Here is a 16,905-nt window from a genome sequence, read left to right as displayed (position 1 = left end):
AACCGCAATCAGCCGATATTTTTAGTAGAATTCTATTGATGATGATTCATAACGTAAGGAAGCTGTCATAAATCAGACTACCTTTTTGCTAGTATAAAAGAAGTAAAAATGACCACTAACGATACACCACAAAATATAAAACTGTCTGTTCTCGATCTTGTTCCCGTTACACAGGGCAATAGTCATCAGCAGGCGATGCATAACAGTCTTGATCTTGCCCGCTACGTAGAAAAGCTGGGTTATGAAAGATTCTGGATTTCAGAACATCATAATATGGATAGCATTGTAAGTTCTGCAACCGTTGTTCTGCTGGGTTTTCTAGCACAGGGAACCTCTACAATACGCATTGGTTCTGGCGGGATCATGCTGCCTAATCACGCGCCGCTTATTGTCGCTGAGCAATTTGGTACGCTTGCAACTCTGTATCCAGATCGTATTGATCTTGGCTTGGGCAGAGCACCGGGTACAGACCAACTTACAGCGCAGGCTTTGCGCCAGGGCAGGCAGGAAAGTGTTCAGGATTTTCCTAATAACATAGCCGAATTACAGCAGTATTTCTCTAAAGAAAATGAGGATGAAAGAGTGCGAGCTATTCCCGGCGAAGGATTAGATATTCCTATTTACCTGTTGGGTTCAAGTACATTTAGCGCTCAGCTCGCTGGCGAAAAAGGATTGCCTTATGCTTTTGCAAGTCACTTTGCACCTGCACATTTGTACAATGCTTTAAATTTGTATAACCAAACATTTAAACCTTCAGCGCAATTGCAGAAGCCGTATGCTATGGCTTGTGTAAATGTGATCGCGGCAGAGACAGATGAAGAAGCGCAACGTCTGGCTACCAGTTTATATCAATTTGCTATGGGTATAATTACAGGTATAAGACGCCCGTTACAACCACCTATTGACACAATGAACGGTGTCTGGAACGAAGGGCAGGAGGCAATGATTAAAAATATGATGTATTTCACATTTATTGGTTCACAGGAAACCATAGAGCGTGAATTATCAGAATTTGTAGAAAGTACGGGAGTGCAGGAAATTATTGCTGTTTCACATATTTATGATCATCAGGCGCGTAAAAAATCCTATGAAATCCTCTCCGCAGCGATGAAAAATATTGGTGAACCTGCTTAAAAACCGGGTAGAAACCACTAAAAAATAGTCAAAAACCAGCCAAAATCGGCTGGTTTTTCTATTTATAAAGGGAATTTGAAAGCGCTATCTTTGTCAAAATTTTCCTTTGCGAAATGGAGCTATTCGTTTCGCATCCTTAACTTTTGAATATTATGGCCAAGAAAGGAACTCCCAAAAATACGAAGAACAAGGCGAAGCATTCTAAACTTATGGATCGCAAAAAGAATAAGGCTCGTAAGGAAAAGGATGCACGAGCTGCAAGGCTTAAAGAGATCATCAAAAGTGCAAATGCTAAAAAGGAGGAGACAGACGAAAATTGACCTCATTATACTGTTTTTGTTTTATTCATAATCTTCACACTTATTTCTTCTAGGTTCGTTAGTTTAAATGCTATAATTTTAGTGATAGTTAAAAATTTATTCAAATGAAAAACACTAAGGGAACCATTCTATTCATCTTTATGGCATTTTTTCTAAACTGGAATACACAGGCTCAGGACTGGCCAAATCTTGAACGTTTTCGCGAAGACAATAAAACTGTAGATACCACAATTACAGATCAGGTTGTATTTATGGGCAATTCTATTACTGAAGGTTGGATTAGACTTGATCCTGATTTTTTCGCGCAAGCGCCTTACGTAAACAGAGGGATAAGCGGGCAAACCACGCCACAAATGTTGTTGCGGTTTCGTCAGGATGTGATCGACCTTAAACCGGCTGCGGTAGTGATTCTTGCCGGAACCAATGATATTGCCGGCAATACCGGCCCTTCTACATTAGAAATGATCGCAGATAACATAAAATCGATGAGCGAACTGGCAAAAGCTCATGGGATTGAAGTAATTATTTCTTCAGTTTTGCCGGCAGCAGATTATCCCTGGAAACCCGGGATGGAACCTGCCGATAAGATCATAGAATTAAATAAAATGCTACAGGATTATGCTGCTACAAATGATATGATCTATCTTGATTATTTTAGTAAAATGGTAGATGATAATAAAGGGCTTCCTAAAGAACTCAGTGAGGATGGCGTGCACCCTACTCTTGCCGGTTATAAGGTTATGCAGCCTTTAGTACAAGAAGCTATAGCGAAAGCTTTAAGCGAAAAATAGCTTTTACAAGTCTGTTTCTTAACCAAAGCTTAAACTACTTCATAGCCTGAGCAAACTATAAAATTGGTTCATTTGTTTTAACCCTTAGCAAATGCAACCAGATCTTACAACTGTATCAGACGACCAACTTCAAAAGTTTCTCAATCAGGGACAGGAAAAGGCTTTTGACCAGATTTACGAGCGCTACTGGAAACGTTTATACGCGTATGCTTTTCGTATTTATCAGGAAGAAAAGATCTGTGAAGATATCGTGCAGGAAGTTTTTATCAGCCTTTGGGAAAAATCAGAGCTTGCTCCCATTCTAAATCTTGAAGGCTACTTGTTTAGGGCAGTAAAATACAAGGTTGCAAATCATATTAGAGATCTTAAATTCAGTAGAGTTCATTCAGAAATTCTACACGACATTCCCACTCCGGCCAGAGTAGAAAACCAGTTAGAATACGATGAGTTTGAATTGCTGGTGCGCCAGGAAGTAAGCAAACTTCCGCCCAGGTGTAAAAAAGTATTTATGCTGAGTCGCTTTGAAGATTTTACAAATGCCGAAATCGCACAGAAGCTCAATATTTCTATCCGTACCGTAGAAAAGCATATCAGTGACGCGTTAAAATACTTAAAGACACATGTAGATTCACGCGAACTTTCTCTTCTTATTATCTTAATGTTTCATTAATGTAAAGTCTAAAGGACGTATTTAAAGAAACCATTAAATGCGTTTTTTTGACTACGTGAACTTGTTTTAAAATGTGACTTACCGGTAAACAAGCACATTTTGAAGGAAGAAGAACTTATAACATTAGCTCAAAAATATTACGCCAAAAGCGCATCCCGGGAAGAAAAACAAGCTGTTGATCTTTTTTTTGAAAAACTACAGCAAGAGCATAAAGATCTTGAGATCGATCTCAGCGATGCAAGAAAGCAGCGTATACGAGCTAAGATTCAGAAAAATATCGCAAAAAAGGCTCAAAAACCTTCCTTTTTCAGTCAAAAATCGGTTGCTATTGCTGCAATTTTTATAGGCGTTATTGGCATTGGCCTTGTCACTTCTTTGCTTTTAAGCGAAAATAATATTACCCAGACCACAGCTCGAGGCGAAAAAAGAGAAATCGTGTTGGCAGACGGTTCTCACGTTTTCCTAAACTCAAATTCGAGCATTACCTATACCGAAGATTTTACTACAAAGCGCGATATAACCTTAAAAGGAGAAGCTTTTTTTAAGGTATTTCACGATGAAGAGAAACCCTTTACAGTCACGACCGGTAAAATTAAAACCCGCGTTCTTGGTACTTCTTTTAATATCAACTCTTTTGAGAAAGATGATGTTCTGGTAAGTGTCAATACCGGTAAAGTGGCTGTTACTTCCATAGAAAAAGATACTACAGTCTTCCTGATTAAGAATGAACAGGTAGTATTTAAAGATAATATCAAGCCGTTTTTCTCAAAAGACGACAGTGAAGAACAGATCGCCTGGACTAAAAATATCATCGTGTTACATCAAACCACTTTGGCAAAAACCGCTAAAGTTCTTGAGAACTGGTACGATGTGCAAATTGATTTTGAAAATGAGAAAATAAAAGAGCAGACGATTTCAGGAAAATTTAAAGAAGAAAAACTGGAGAATGTTCTTGAGAGTCTGGCACTTATAAAACATCTGAAAATAGAATACCTAACCCCTAAACATATTCTTATACGAGAAAATCCCAGCAATGAATAACAAAAAACCCACTTCTGCTGCAACAGAAATGGGCTAGAATAAATAAGACTACAAATTAATTATAGCCATTATTGTAATGAATACTAAACTACAATTTTTTCAAAAGTTACTCTTTAGAAAACCACTTTATCTGGTAAGCTTTCTTGTTATGATCACAGGAGCAATCGCAGCTCCGGCATCAGGGCAAAGCTTAAAAGACGTTTACCTAACCACAAACCTTAAAGATGCTTCTATAACCGAAGTTTTTTTGGCGATAGAAAAACAAACCGATTTCACTTTTGTTTTTGACAGTACACTTTCAGAAACCAATCAACATTTTAATATCCAGGCAGATCACGAAAGCCTCGATTCTATTTTAGATAAAATATCTCAACAGACGGGATTTAAGTTTAAGCAGATCAATAATACGATTACAGTGCTTAACTCTGAAAGCCAACAAACCATTCGGGGTCAAGTAAGCGATGAAGGCGGTATTCCTTTGCCCGGCGCTACTGTAATTGAGCAAGGCACCAGTAATGGGACTACCACAGATTTTGACGGGAACTTCACACTTGCGCTTTCAGGGACTTCAACCATTCTCGAAATTTCATTTATTGGTTTTACAACTAAAACGGTACAGGCGACTCCAGGTAGTTTTCAGGAAATCACACTTCAGGAAAATGTAAATGCTCTAAACGAAGTGGTAGTTACTGCTTTGGGAATAAAACGGGAAGAAAAGAAGCTGGGCTTCTCGCAGGCGACCATTCAATCTGATAACCTGTCTCAAACAATGCCCACAAACTGGTCTTCGGGTTTAAAAGGCAAAGTGGCAGGATTAAATATTGTTTCTGCCGGTTCAGGGCCGCTCAATTCGCAACAGATTACCTTGCGGGGAAATAACTCTTTAAATCCTAATGGAAATAATGCATTAATCGTGGTTGACGGTGTGCCCGTTAATAACGAGATGACTACTTCAGGGTCTTCAAGTGCGTACACCGGTGAAGATTCTCCTATTGATTATGGGAATGCGATTTCAGATCTAAACCTTGATGACATAGAGAGCGTAACGGTTTTAAAAGGACCGGGAGCGACTGCTTTGTACGGAAGCCGCGCTGCAAATGGCGCTTTGATCATCACAACTAAATCCGGTAAGAAAACAGCCGGACTTGGGATTACTTATAATTCAAGCATTAATCTGGATGTTATTCAGCGCTGGCCAGACTGGCAATATGAATATGGGCAGGGAACGGGAAAAAGCTTTGATGATAACGGCGATCCTTATTATTCTTACGGTGCTTCAGAAGATGGCAACAATACCGGCAGCACAAGTAGTGCTTGGGGACCCAAGTTTGAAGGGCAGGAATATTATCAATATGATCCGGCTTTAGAAGGGCAATCGGCAACGCGTCAACCATGGCGGGCGTATCCTGATAACCGGAAGGATTTTTGGCGTACCGGGGTGACTTTTGATAATAATATTTCGCTGCAAGGCGGAAACGATAAAGGTTCAATGCGACTTTCTGTAGGGCATTCTAAAAATGAATGGATCATGCCCAATACAGGTTATGAGCGTATCACCGCATCTGTAAATTCTCAGTATCAAATTTCAGATCATATAAAAATTGGTTCGGTGATCAATTATAACAACAGAACCAGCGATAACCTGCCCAGTACGGGATATAATAATGGTTCTATCGCTTATTTTATGATTTTCCAGAATCCTAATGTCGATCTGGACTGGCTACGCCCGATCTGGCAGGATGGTCAGGAGCAAATTCAGCAGATTCAACCTTTTAGTTCGTATATAGACAATCCATTTTTGATTGCTTACGAAGCGACAAATCCGTTATCGAGCAATCAGATCGTAGGTAATATTTACACAAATATTGAGCTTGCGCCAAAGCTGGATCTAATGCTGCGCACTTCATTAAACACCTATCATCAGGATCGTGAGCAGAAACGACCTTATAGTATAAACAGATATTCTCAAGGTTATTATGAAGCTCAGGATATCTGGAAACAAGAAGTAAATACCGATTTTTTATTGAGTTACGACAACAAGTTTACAGATGATCTGGCCTATTCATTTTCTGTAGGAGGAAACGCGATGGATTATAAATATACCAGGACAGATGCTTCTGTTGATGGTCTTGTGGTTCCCGGAGTTTATAAATTGGCTAATGGTATTAACAATCCTATCGTTGCAACATATGATAGAAACAAGAAAGTAAATAGTCTGTATGGTCTGCTTTCCCTTTCTTATGCCGATAAAATATTTGTTGATCTTACAGGAAGAAATGACTGGTCAAGTACTTTACCTGCGGCAAACAATTCATTCTTTTATCCTTCGGCGAATGCCAGTTTTATACTTTCGGAAATATTCAATTTTCCAAAAGCGATGGACTATCTAAAGTACCGTTTTTCTTTCGCGCAAGTGGGTAATGATACAGATCCTTATAAAACCAGCAAGTATTATAGTCAGAATGCATTCCCGAGTTCGGCGACTGTTCCCACAGGTCTATATAACGGAAATTTTAAACCCGAAATAACCACAAGTTATGAGACAGGTTTTGAAGCACGTCTTCTCAATAACAGGCTAAATTTTGATGCGACAGTTTACGAGACCAATACTAAAAATCAAATTATTTCGGTACCGCTTGATATCACAACGGGTTATAGTTCCGGTGTTTTAAACTCGGGAGAAGTACGTAATCGCGGAGTAGAATTAACACTTACAGGAAAAATCATCAATTCAGATAAATTTAGCTGGAGCAGTACGTTAACGTGGTCACGTAACTGGAATAAGGTTCTGGAACTGGCAGATGGTATTGACGGGCAGCAGGAAATAGGTTCTGGTGGTAATGCTACGCTTATTGCGAAAGTAGGAGGAACTACTACTGCAATCTATGGGTATGGTTTTGTGCGTTCCCCGGAAGGTGAAATTGTATATGACAATGCAGGTTTACCAGCTTATCCAGATGAGATACAATATATAGGTGACGCAAGCCCAGACTGGAAAGCAGGTCTTTATAACAGTTTTAAGTTGGGCAATGTCACGCTTAATGTGATGCTTGACGGGCAATATGGCGGTATAATTTATTCTCAAACGCACCATAAAGCCACCCAGCAAGGGAAGTTAAAATCTACATTTATGGGCCGTGAAGAAGGAGTAATTATAGGCGATGGCGTTGTGCTAAATGATGACGGAACTTATTCACCTAATACAACTGAAGCAGTGACTCCAGACTGGTACAACAGATATTACCGTCGTGCCAATGTAGAATCAAACTCATTTGAAGCCTCTTTCTTAAAACTTAGAGAAGTGAGTTTGCAATATAATTTTCCAAAAAAGTGGTTAGCAGACACCGGGATTAATAGCCTTAATCTTTCCGTTTATGGAAGAAATCTGGCTACGGTTTCAGATTTTCCTATTTACGATCCTGAAACCGCTGCGCTTAACGGGAACACAATATTGCCGGGTATTGAGATGGGGCAAATGCCTTCTCCCGCCACTTACGGATTTAATCTAAAAGTAAATTTATAATTAACTGAGATGAAAAAATTAAAAGCTTTAATTACAGGTTGCACTTTACTTCTGGTTTTAGGAGCGTGTACAAGTGATTTTGAAGAAGTAAATGAAGATCCTAATCGTATTTCTGATATTAGCCCGGGAACTTTAATTAATCCTATAATTTATGGTCTGGCTACTCATAATGCAGATCGTAGCGCTAGTATCACGTTCGATTTAATGCAGGTTTCACTGCCTTTTCCCAGTGTGTCGGGAGGTTTGCATCGCTATGATGTAAGCCAGAATATAGGTAATTCTTCCTGGTACAACTATTACAAATGGCTCAATAATATCAAAGAGATGGAACTTGCTTCTATAGAAGCGGAAGATCCCAATTATCAGGCAATCGCGCTTACTTTAAAAGCGTGGGTGTATTCAAACCTTACAGATTTGTTTGGCCCCGTACCCATGACCGAAGCCGTAAGTGGAGAAGATGGAAATTTCTATCCCGCTTTTGATAATCAGCAATTTATTTATGAAACAATCCTGACCGATTTAGAGCATGCAAATGATTTGTATGACACGAGTAAAACAATGGTTTATGCAGATGATATTCTGTTTCATAATGATGTAGAACTTTGGCAAAAGTTTACTAATTCCCTTCATATGCGATTATTGCTGCGCATTTCAAACCGCAGTGAAACGAATGCCTTTCAAACCCTAACCACAATGATCAATAACGCTGAAAAATATCCGGTTTTTGAAAGCACGGGAGAGTCTGCTATTTTGCAGGTGACCGGTGTAACGCCTAATGTTTCACCTTGGGGAAGACCGCAGGATTTTCGCTTAAGTGTAAAGATCGCTTCTTTTTTTATAGATAATCTAAATACACTTGAAGATCCCAGACGACCTATCATTGCTACAATGGCACAAGATGCAAATAACAATAGTATTGGCTACAAAGGGATTCCCAGCGCATATGCGGGAGCTGAGTCGCAGTTTGATTATAATGCTTCTACTTTCAATATTGAACAGGTAGAAAACCCGATGCAGATTTGTTTAATGACCTATGCTGAAGTAGAATTTATCAAAGCCGAAATGGCGCAACGCGGTTTTACTGCTGATGCCGAAACACATTATAAAAACGGTGTTGCGGCTGCAATAGAGCAATTAGAAACTGAAATGCCTGATACTTATTTTGAGGCACCTCTTGCTCAATACAACGGAACACTTGAGCGCATTATGTTGCAAAAATATTACGCCTTGTACTTTACAGATTATCAGCAATGGTTTGAATACCGCCGTACCGGTTTCCCGGAATTGCCTACAACAGAAGCCATGATGAATGACGCAAAAATGCCGGTGCGTTTTTATTATCCTTCAGATATCCAGATCAACAATCAGGAGCACTATCAGGAAGCGGTACAAATGCTGGGAGGAAGCGACGATATTAACACTAAGGTCTGGTGGGATAACTAATAAAAAACTAAATTTCTGATGAGAAAATCAATGTTTTTAGCCGTTTTTATACTCAATTTGGCGGTTTTTGCACAAAATCAAGCAAGCGGATTTGTTTATGAGGACGCAAACCAGAATGGTAAAAAAGACCGAAAGGAAAAAGGAATTGCTCAGGTTTCAGTAACAAACGGGGAAGCTGTAGTTCTAACCGATGAAAATGGTCACTATAAACTTCCGCTAAGTGACGATAATATTATCGCGGTCATAAAACCTGCGGGATATGAACTTCAGGTTGATGAAAATAATCTTCCGCAGTTTTTCTATATCTATAAACCGAAAGGTTCGCCACAAGCCAAATTCAAAGGTGTAGAACCCACCGGAAAATTGCCTAAATCGGTCGATTTTGGCCTGTTTTTGGCAGATAATGAAGAGCAATTTACGGCCTTGGTTTTTGGTGATCCACAACCTTATAATCTTGATGAAGTTGATTATTATATGCGTGGTGTGGTTACAGAAGTAGAAGGAATAAAAAATGTTTCTTTTGGTTTAAGTATGGGTGATTTAGTCGGAAACGATCTGGATCTTTTCAATCCATACATTAAAGCGACGCAAAAAGTGGGAATCCCTTGGTTTAATTTAATGGGAAATCACGACATGAATTTTGACGCAAAAACTGATAACCTTTCAGATGAAACCTACGAAGCACATTTTGGCCCGGCCAATTATGCTTTCAATTACGGGAAGGTGCATTTTATCATTTTAGATGATATTTTGTATCCTGATCCGCGCGATTCTAACGGGTACTGGGGAGGTTTTCGAGAAGATCAGCTCGATTTTATTGAGAACGATTTGAAGTTTGTGCCAAAGGATAATCTGGTTGTTTTAGCTTTTCATATTCCGTTGAGTGAACCTGAAGGCGATGCATATCGGGATGAAGACCGCGAGCGATTATTTCAATTATTAGAGCCATTTCTCAATACACTTTCGCTTTCAGCGCATACACATATCCAAAAGCAGGATTTCTTTACGCAAGAAGACGGTTGGTTGCGGGATAAACCGCATCACGAATATAACGTGGGGACGACTTCCGGTGACTGGTATTCCGGAAAATTGAATGAACAGGGAATTCCTATTTCAGTAATGCGTGACGGAACGCCCAAAGGTTATGCTTTTATTCACTTTAATGGAAATCAGTATGATGTAGATTATAAAGTGGCAGGCAAGCCTGAGGATTTTCAGATGGAAATTTTTGCACCAAAAGTTGTCGCTAAAGGCCGAAATACAAAAGCCGGAATTTATGCAAATTTCTTTATGGGAACAAAAACAGATTCACTTGTTTATCGTGTAGATAATGGGGAATGGAAACCGATGGAATATGTAGAAGAAGCAGACCCTTCTTATTTAGAGCTGGTTTATGATTGGGATACTAAAGAAGAATTGATGTCCGGCAGGCGCTCTAGTAATCCTATTCCCAGTAAACATTTGTGGCGCGGAAGCATCCCGACAAAACTGGAAGTTGGGACACATAAAATCGAGATCAAAGCAACTGATATGTATGGAAAAACTTATACAGGTACAAGCAGTTATCGTCTGGAAGAACCTGTAAAATAAACGTGATTGTTTAGAAGCTTGTCTCCTCTATACGTGGGAGGCGAGCTTTTTATTTTTAAATTGAGACTATGAAAAATTATATACTATTTTTAGCGAGCTTACTATTTATAGGAATATCCTGTAAACCAAAATCAGAACAAAAAGCTGAAAATATGCAAGAACCTACAGCGCATAGAATACAAGTTCAGGGACATCGTGGTGAGCGTGGCAACCTGCCGGAAAATACTATACCGGCCTTTCTGAGTGCTTTAGAAAAAGGCGTAGATGTTTTAGAACTTGACGTTGTGATTTCAAAAGATAAGCAGGTAGTCGTTTCCCACGAGCCATTTATGTCATCGCTTTACGTGCAAACCCCAGCGGGTGACAGCATAAGCAAAAGTGAGGAGAAGAGTTATAATTTATACGAAATGGATTATGACAGCATCCGCCAATTTGATACCGGTTCTAAAGGGAATAAGAATTTTCCGCAGCAGCAGAAAATGAAAACCTACAAACCTTTGCTCAGCGAAATGATAGACAGTGTGGAAACAGAAATCGCAGCAAAAGGTTTGAAACCTGTAAAATATAATATCGAGATTAAGTCTGTTCCTGAAGAATATGGTACTTACCAGCCACAACCGGAAGAATTTGTAGAATTATTAATGCAGGTGATCAAAGAGAAAAAGGTTGAAAACAAGATCAATATTCAATCCTTTGATACAGCACCATTGAATGCTTTACGTAAAAATTATCCCGAGATTGAGATCGCTTATTTAGTAGGTAATGGTCAACTGGAAGAAAATATGCAGGCTTTAGATTTCACTCCGGAAATTTATAGTCCACATTTTGGGATGATCAAAGATTCTTCAGACGTAGTAGCAGTACATCAAAAAGGAATGAAATTAATTCCCTGGACGGTCAATAAAGAAGAAGATATTAAAAAAATGATCGAGCTAGGAGTTGACGGAATTATTACAGATTACCCTGAACGGGTTTTAGAGAAAATATAAAATCGCCCTTTAGTATAGAAAACCCGGTTTAACCGGGTTTTTTTATGACTTATAATTAGGTTTATTTTCAGATTAAGTATAATTACTTATAAATAAGGTTTTTAAAATTATTAACGTAAAAAATACGTTTATTAATATATTTGATTACATTTGGCTTTCGCAAACCTTGTAGTTGGGGTTTGGGAAGAATGTTTTTTTTGAAATAAACATTTATTAGAGAAAATCATTCTGCGAATTGAGTTTAAACTAAATCGATTTAGGAAGATATAGTTTTAATTAACTAAATCCTTTTAGCTGGCTTTTAGTCTTATTCTATATTAATTTAATTTTTTAAAAATGACAATCAATGGGAACAACTTTACTAGGATTAATTAAGCAAATTAGATTTCCGGTATTTGCTGTAATTATGTGTTTATTATTTTCTCAGCAGTCTTTTGCACAAGAAGATATTAAGATTACAGGAAGTGTAACTACGGCAGGACAATACGCTGAACCTTTGCCTTACATAACAATTATTGTTAAAGGCACAACCCGCGGAACTACAACAGATTTTGACGGGAATTTTGAAATCAATGCTCCTTCTAATGCAATCCTCGCATTTAGCTATGTGGGTTTCAAAACGAAAGAAGTGGCTGTAGATGGTCAAAGTGAGATTAATGTGCAATTAGAAGAGGATATTGCCGGTCTTGATGAAGTTGTTGTGACAGGATATTCTACTCAGGATAAAAAATCTATCACCGGGGCTATTTCTACAGTATCTGCAGAGGATTTAGAAAAAGTACATGGGGGGTCCACAGTAAGCTCTGGACTTGCAGGTAAAATACCTGGTGTAAGTTTTAGAATGAATGATGGTCGTCCTGGTGCCAGTGCTTCTATACAAATACGCAATATGGGTACACCCTTATATGTTATTGATGGAATACAACAAGATGAAGGACAGTTTAATAATATTTCTCCTAACGATATTGCCAGCATAACTGTTTTAAAGGATGCATCTGCTGCAATTTACGGTGTGCGAGCGGCTAACGGTGTTGTAGTAGTAACAACTAAAAGAGGAAAAAGAGGGACCCGGAATGCTGTAAATGTAAATGCGTATGTAGGGTGGCAAAACTGGTCTCGATTTCCGGAAACTGTAAATGATTCTTATGAATGGATGAGGGGAAAAGCTGAAGCTGAGATTAATCAGTTTGGATCTACAGCTATTACACAGGAGGAGCTGGAGAAGTACCGTGTAGGTGAAGAACCGGGCTATCAATCTTTTAATTGGAAAGATTTCATAATCAAGAAGAATGCTCCTTTAAGCAATATTAATATTAGTGCAAGTGGTGGTTCAGAAAATATAAACTATTACTTATCTGCAACGCAACTCAAGCAAGAATCAGTATTAGGTGACGAGTTCACTTTTGAACGAAGTAACATACAAAGTAATGTTGATGCAGATATTACAGATCGTCTTAAAGTAGGGGTTCAGATAAACGGTAGAATAGAAACCCGTAAAAATCCCGGTATTCCCGGAGCAGATGATTATTGGTTGCCTCGATTTGCGATTCTTCGTAACCGGCCATTTGAGCGACCTTATGCAAACGATAACCCTGAATATCTTAATGATATAGGTCATAATGAGACTAACTGGGCTCTCCACAATTTTGAAATAGGAGGTTATGCAGAAGATATCTGGAGGGTGTTGCAAACTAACTTTTCAGGTGAATACGATCTTCCATTTATAGAAGGATTAAAAGTTAAGGGTATGTATTCTTACTATATAGCAGATCGTGTATTAAACGGGCATGAATATACATACGACGCTTACACGTATCATCCGGAAGATGATTCATACGAGGCAACCGGTGGTAGCTCTAACCCATGGAGGGAACGCAGAACTAGAAAGGTCTTGAGAAATATCTACCAGGGTCAATTGCAGTATAAAAGAAAATTTGGTGATCATTCGCTAGAAGCTCTTTTTATGATAGAAAGACAAGAAGCGCGTTTTCAAGAGCAATGGGTGCACGCCGTGCCAAAGACAAATACGCTACCACTTATCTATTTTTCTGATACTGATGCTTATGATGACTTAGATGATGAGGAAGCAAGAATTGGTTATATAGGTAGAATAAGCTATAACTATAGAGATAAATATTACATAGAGGCTTCTGCAAGGAGAGATGCTTCCTGGAAGTTTACTCCTCAAAAAAGAGTTGGCTACTTCCCATCTATATCCGCAGGGTGGAGAATTACTGAAGAACCTTTTATAAAAGACTTATTAGGTGATGACAGTGTTCTTGATAATTTTAAAATAAGAGGTTCTTATGGAGTTTTAGGTGATGATGATATTGGTATTGGCGCTTTTGATTACTTAACAGGTTATAATTATAATCAAGGTGTTGCTATTCTTGATGGGAATGCGGTCATAGCGAGTAGAGATAAAGGTCAGCCTATAACAAATATTTCCTGGTTCAAGAGTAAAATTACAGATATTGGGGCAGATTTTTATATGTTCAATAGCAAGCTTTCTGGTTCTGTTGATTACTTCTATAGAAAAAGAACGGGTTTAAGAGGAAGAAAATATGACATTTTAATTCCTAATGAATTAGGGTATGGTCTTCCAGATGAGAATGTAAATAGCGATGCTCAATATGGGATAGAAGGAGCTTTATCTTATTCAGGAGAAATAGGAGAAGTATCATTTAGTGTTTCTGGGAACGCTTCTTTGTCAAGAAGTAAGTTTTTAGAATCGTATAAACCCCGTTTTGATAATTCGTATCAGCGTTACCGGGCTTCTGGCGAAGACAGATATAATACTATTTTTTGGGGATATACTGCAACAGGTCAATTTCAATCACAGGAAGAAATAGATAATTATCCCGTTGACATTGATGGAAGAGGGAACAGCACTTTATTGCCTGGTGATATTATATACAAAGATGTTAACGGGGATAAACGAATTGATGGTTATGATGAAACCCCAATAGGATACAATAATTACAATCCATTAGTGAATTTTGGTCTTAGTTTATATGTGGCTTATAAGGGTATTGATTTTACTGCAGATTTTTCTGGAGCTTCTGGGTATTCATGGAATCAGAACTGGGAGCAGAGATGGGCTTATCAAAACGATGGTGCTCTAAATAAAATATTCTTAGACAGATGGCATCATGCAGATCCTCTCGATCCTACAAGTGAATGGATTCCAGGTAAATATCCTGCACTACGTTATAATGATGGTGGTCATAGTAACTACAACAAGAATTCTACATTCTGGTTACACAATGTGACTTATTTGAGAGCCAGAACGCTGGAGATAGGATATTCTTTACCTCAAAATATATTGGATAAAATCAAAATTCAGAAAGCTAGAGTTTACGTGAATGGTTATAATCTTTTCTCTTTAGATAACCTTAAAGACTTTGGTGTAGACCCTGAAATATCTGACGATAATGGCTTACAGTATCCTCAGAATAAATTCATAAACGTTGGAGTTAACCTTTCTATTTAAAAAATAATTGCAATGAAAAAATATATATACTTTTTATTAATTCCCATGCTTATAGGAAGTTGTACTTCTGATAGTGAATTTCTAGACAGGGAGCCAACTAACATTCTAACACAGGAGCAGGCCTTTGGCAGTCCCGATATAGTGCTATCTATATTAGCAGATTTATATAATCGTTATTATGACTTTGGTACAGTAGAATCATGGCCGTCACTGGCAGACTTTAATGTTTCTTTTTGGTCTGAAGCAGGACAATATGGTCATTTTCAAGATGGAGGCTGGGGTTATGGTGCCTGGGGCACCTGGGACTATGGCTATATAAGAGAAATGAATCTTTTTCTTGAAAGACTAGAGGCTTCCACAAGTATTGACGAAGTGGATAAAACAAGATTCTTAGCTGAAGGGAGATTCCTTAGAGCATCTTATTATTTTACATTGGTAAAGAGAATGGGTGGAGTGCCCTTAATATTAGAGTCAGAAACTTATGATTTTAGCGGAGATGCTACTTATTTGCAACATCCTCGCGAGACAGAAGCTGTAATTTATGATTTCGTAATAAGTGAGGCTGATGCCATTATTGCAGATTTACCTGCAGACACAAACATTAAGTCACGAGCCACAAAAGGGGCAGTTCTCGCAATGAAAGCCAGAGCAGCATTATATGCCGGTTCTATTGCAAAATATGGAGCAACGACGCCTCAGGTTTCATTATCAGGAGGTGAGATTGGTATTCCTGCAGGGAGAGCGAATGAATATTATACTACAGCACTAAATGCGGCACAGGCAATTATCAATGGTGATGCTGGCTCTTATTCCCTTTATAATAAAAAACCAGACCTTTCAGATAATTTTGCCAGTGTTTTCTACGATAAGTCGAACAATCCTGAAGCTATTTTTGTTGAAGACTATAAACTTCAAAGTGGAAAAGTTCACGGTTTTACAATTTCTAATCAACCTAGATATGGTGCTGAGGAGGAAGAAGGAGGCAGAATTAATCCTTCACTTAATTTAGTTCAATCTTTTGAAACTTTAGAAGGAGAATATAAGCCATTACCTGTTGAGGATAATGCCGGTAATCCTATTTATTACAATGATCCTAAAGAACTCTTTGCAGGTAGAGATGCTCGTTTAGAAGGTACTGTAATTGTACCAGGATCTAATTTTAAAGGAAGAGAAGTTGATATTTGGGCAGGAGTACAATTAGCAGATGGTACCGTTGTTAGCGGAGATGCAAGAGGTCAACAGAAAGAGTTGCCAGGTGCCACAGGCCAGGTTCAGGTAGTAGGTTTTGATGGGCCTATTGACGGATTAGAATTTACGGCTCAAACAGGATTTTACATTCGTAAATATCAAGACCCTAAAGCAGGATCTGGTCAACGAGGAACACAGAGTGATGTTTGGTTTATAAGATATAGATATGCTGAAGTTTTATTAAATGCAGCAGAAGCCGCTTTTGAACTAGGTCAGCCAGAAATGGCCGCCGGTTATTTAAATGAGGTACGCTCGAGAGCAGGAATTACAACTACATTAACCGCAGCTGATGTCACTTTCGATAAGATAGTACATGAGCGATTTGTAGAGCTTGCTTTTGAGGGATTACATTTCTTTGACCTTAAAAGATGGCGCCTGGCACATGTAGTTCTTGACGGTACACCTATAGATGAGCAGAATATCACCACAAATATTGGTTCTGCAACAAAAAGGATTACTCAGCCATTAGGAGTATGGCCATATAAATACTACAATCCGGGAGACGCTAACGATGGTAGTTATTTCTATAAAATTGTAAAACCAAACAGAGTGACGGGATCAGATCGTTTTCAACTGGGGAATTACTATTCAGAAATAGGTCAGGATATACTTAATAACAATCCTTTAATAGTTAAAAACCCAAACCAATAAGGGATCTAAATT

The 16,905-nt window shown here is 38.5% G+C and carries 11 protein-coding genes; all 11 read left to right on the top strand.

The annotated features are described in order from the left end of the window. Positions 1 to 108 precede the first annotated feature (108 nt). The 11 genes from ACH3O9_RS05770 to ACH3O9_RS05720 all read left to right on the top strand — a co-directional run bounded on the left by ACH3O9_RS05770 (position 109) and on the right by ACH3O9_RS05720 (position 16,893). Complete coding sequence (locus ACH3O9_RS05770) at positions 109 to 1,134, top strand: LLM class flavin-dependent oxidoreductase (protein WP_416445188.1); 1,026 nt, start codon at positions 109 to 111, stop codon at positions 1,132 to 1,134. 152 nt (positions 1,135 to 1,286) lie between these two features. Then, positions 1,287 to 1,454 (top strand): hypothetical protein, encoded by a 168-nt coding sequence (locus ACH3O9_RS05765; protein ID WP_416445186.1) that lies wholly within the window; start codon positions 1,287 to 1,289, stop codon positions 1,452 to 1,454. Positions 1,455 to 1,558: 104 nt separating this feature from the next. After that, on the top strand, positions 1,559 to 2,245 hold the full coding sequence (locus ACH3O9_RS05760) for an SGNH/GDSL hydrolase family protein (protein WP_416445184.1): 687 nt from the start codon (positions 1,559 to 1,561) through the stop codon (positions 2,243 to 2,245). A gap of 91 nt (positions 2,246 to 2,336) precedes the next feature. Further along, a complete protein-coding gene (locus ACH3O9_RS05755) occupies positions 2,337 to 2,915 on the top strand; it encodes an RNA polymerase sigma-70 factor (RefSeq protein WP_416445182.1) in 579 nt (192 codons plus the stop codon). A 99-nt stretch (positions 2,916 to 3,014) separates the two neighbouring features. Beyond that, entirely contained in the window at positions 3,015 to 3,956 is a 942-nt protein-coding gene (locus ACH3O9_RS05750; RefSeq protein ID WP_416445176.1) for a FecR family protein, read from the top strand. Between the two features lie 76 nt (positions 3,957 to 4,032). Continuing rightward, positions 4,033 to 7,479, top strand: coding sequence for a SusC/RagA family TonB-linked outer membrane protein (locus ACH3O9_RS05745; protein WP_416445174.1), 3,447 nt, complete (start codon positions 4,033 to 4,035; stop codon positions 7,477 to 7,479). A 9-nt stretch (positions 7,480 to 7,488) separates the two neighbouring features. Beyond that, positions 7,489 to 8,922, top strand: coding sequence for a SusD/RagB family nutrient-binding outer membrane lipoprotein (locus ACH3O9_RS05740; protein ID WP_416445172.1), 1,434 nt, complete (start codon positions 7,489 to 7,491; stop codon positions 8,920 to 8,922). A gap of 18 nt (positions 8,923 to 8,940) precedes the next feature. Beyond that, positions 8,941 to 10,512 (top strand): calcineurin-like phosphoesterase C-terminal domain-containing protein, encoded by a 1,572-nt coding sequence (locus ACH3O9_RS05735; RefSeq protein ID WP_416445170.1) that lies wholly within the window; start codon positions 8,941 to 8,943, stop codon positions 10,510 to 10,512. A 68-nt stretch (positions 10,513 to 10,580) separates the two neighbouring features. Continuing rightward, a complete protein-coding gene (locus tag ACH3O9_RS05730) occupies positions 10,581 to 11,501 on the top strand; it encodes a glycerophosphodiester phosphodiesterase family protein (protein ID WP_416445168.1) in 921 nt (306 codons plus the stop codon). Between the two features lie 346 nt (positions 11,502 to 11,847). Beyond that, positions 11,848 to 14,994 (top strand): SusC/RagA family TonB-linked outer membrane protein, encoded by a 3,147-nt coding sequence (locus ACH3O9_RS05725; RefSeq protein WP_416445166.1) that lies wholly within the window; start codon positions 11,848 to 11,850, stop codon positions 14,992 to 14,994. A gap of 12 nt (positions 14,995 to 15,006) precedes the next feature. Further along, positions 15,007 to 16,893, top strand: a complete 1,887-nt coding sequence (locus ACH3O9_RS05720) for a RagB/SusD family nutrient uptake outer membrane protein (RefSeq protein ID WP_416445164.1) — start codon at positions 15,007 to 15,009, stop codon at positions 16,891 to 16,893. The last annotated feature ends 12 nt before the right edge of the window (positions 16,894 to 16,905 follow it).

Source organism: Leeuwenhoekiella sp. A16, from assembly GCF_047946675.1.
Taxonomy (GTDB): domain Bacteria; phylum Bacteroidota; class Bacteroidia; order Flavobacteriales; family Flavobacteriaceae; genus Leeuwenhoekiella.
This window is presented reverse-complemented; position numbering and strand designations above follow the sequence as displayed.

Bases quoted from the DNA above. Each gene is read 5' to 3' on its own strand.
- ACH3O9_RS05730 (WP_416445168.1), top strand. From the start codon at position 10,581: ATGAAAAATTATATACTATTTTTAGCGAGCTTACTATTTATAGGAATA.
- ACH3O9_RS05735 (WP_416445170.1), top strand. From the start codon at position 8,941: ATGAGAAAATCAATGTTTTTAGCCGTTTTTATACTCAATTTGGCGGTT.
- ACH3O9_RS05770 (WP_416445188.1), top strand. From the start codon at position 109: ATGACCACTAACGATACACCACAAAATATAAAACTGTCTGTTCTCGAT.
- ACH3O9_RS05745 (WP_416445174.1), top strand. From the start codon at position 4,033: ATGAATACTAAACTACAATTTTTTCAAAAGTTACTCTTTAGAAAACCA.
- ACH3O9_RS05720 (WP_416445164.1), top strand. From the start codon at position 15,007: ATGAAAAAATATATATACTTTTTATTAATTCCCATGCTTATAGGAAGT.
- ACH3O9_RS05765 (WP_416445186.1), top strand. From the start codon at position 1,287: ATGGCCAAGAAAGGAACTCCCAAAAATACGAAGAACAAGGCGAAGCAT.
- ACH3O9_RS05760 (WP_416445184.1), top strand. From the start codon at position 1,559: ATGAAAAACACTAAGGGAACCATTCTATTCATCTTTATGGCATTTTTT.
- ACH3O9_RS05740 (WP_416445172.1), top strand. From the start codon at position 7,489: ATGAAAAAATTAAAAGCTTTAATTACAGGTTGCACTTTACTTCTGGTT.
- ACH3O9_RS05755 (WP_416445182.1), top strand. From the start codon at position 2,337: ATGCAACCAGATCTTACAACTGTATCAGACGACCAACTTCAAAAGTTT.
- ACH3O9_RS05725 (WP_416445166.1), top strand. From the start codon at position 11,848: ATGGGAACAACTTTACTAGGATTAATTAAGCAAATTAGATTTCCGGTA.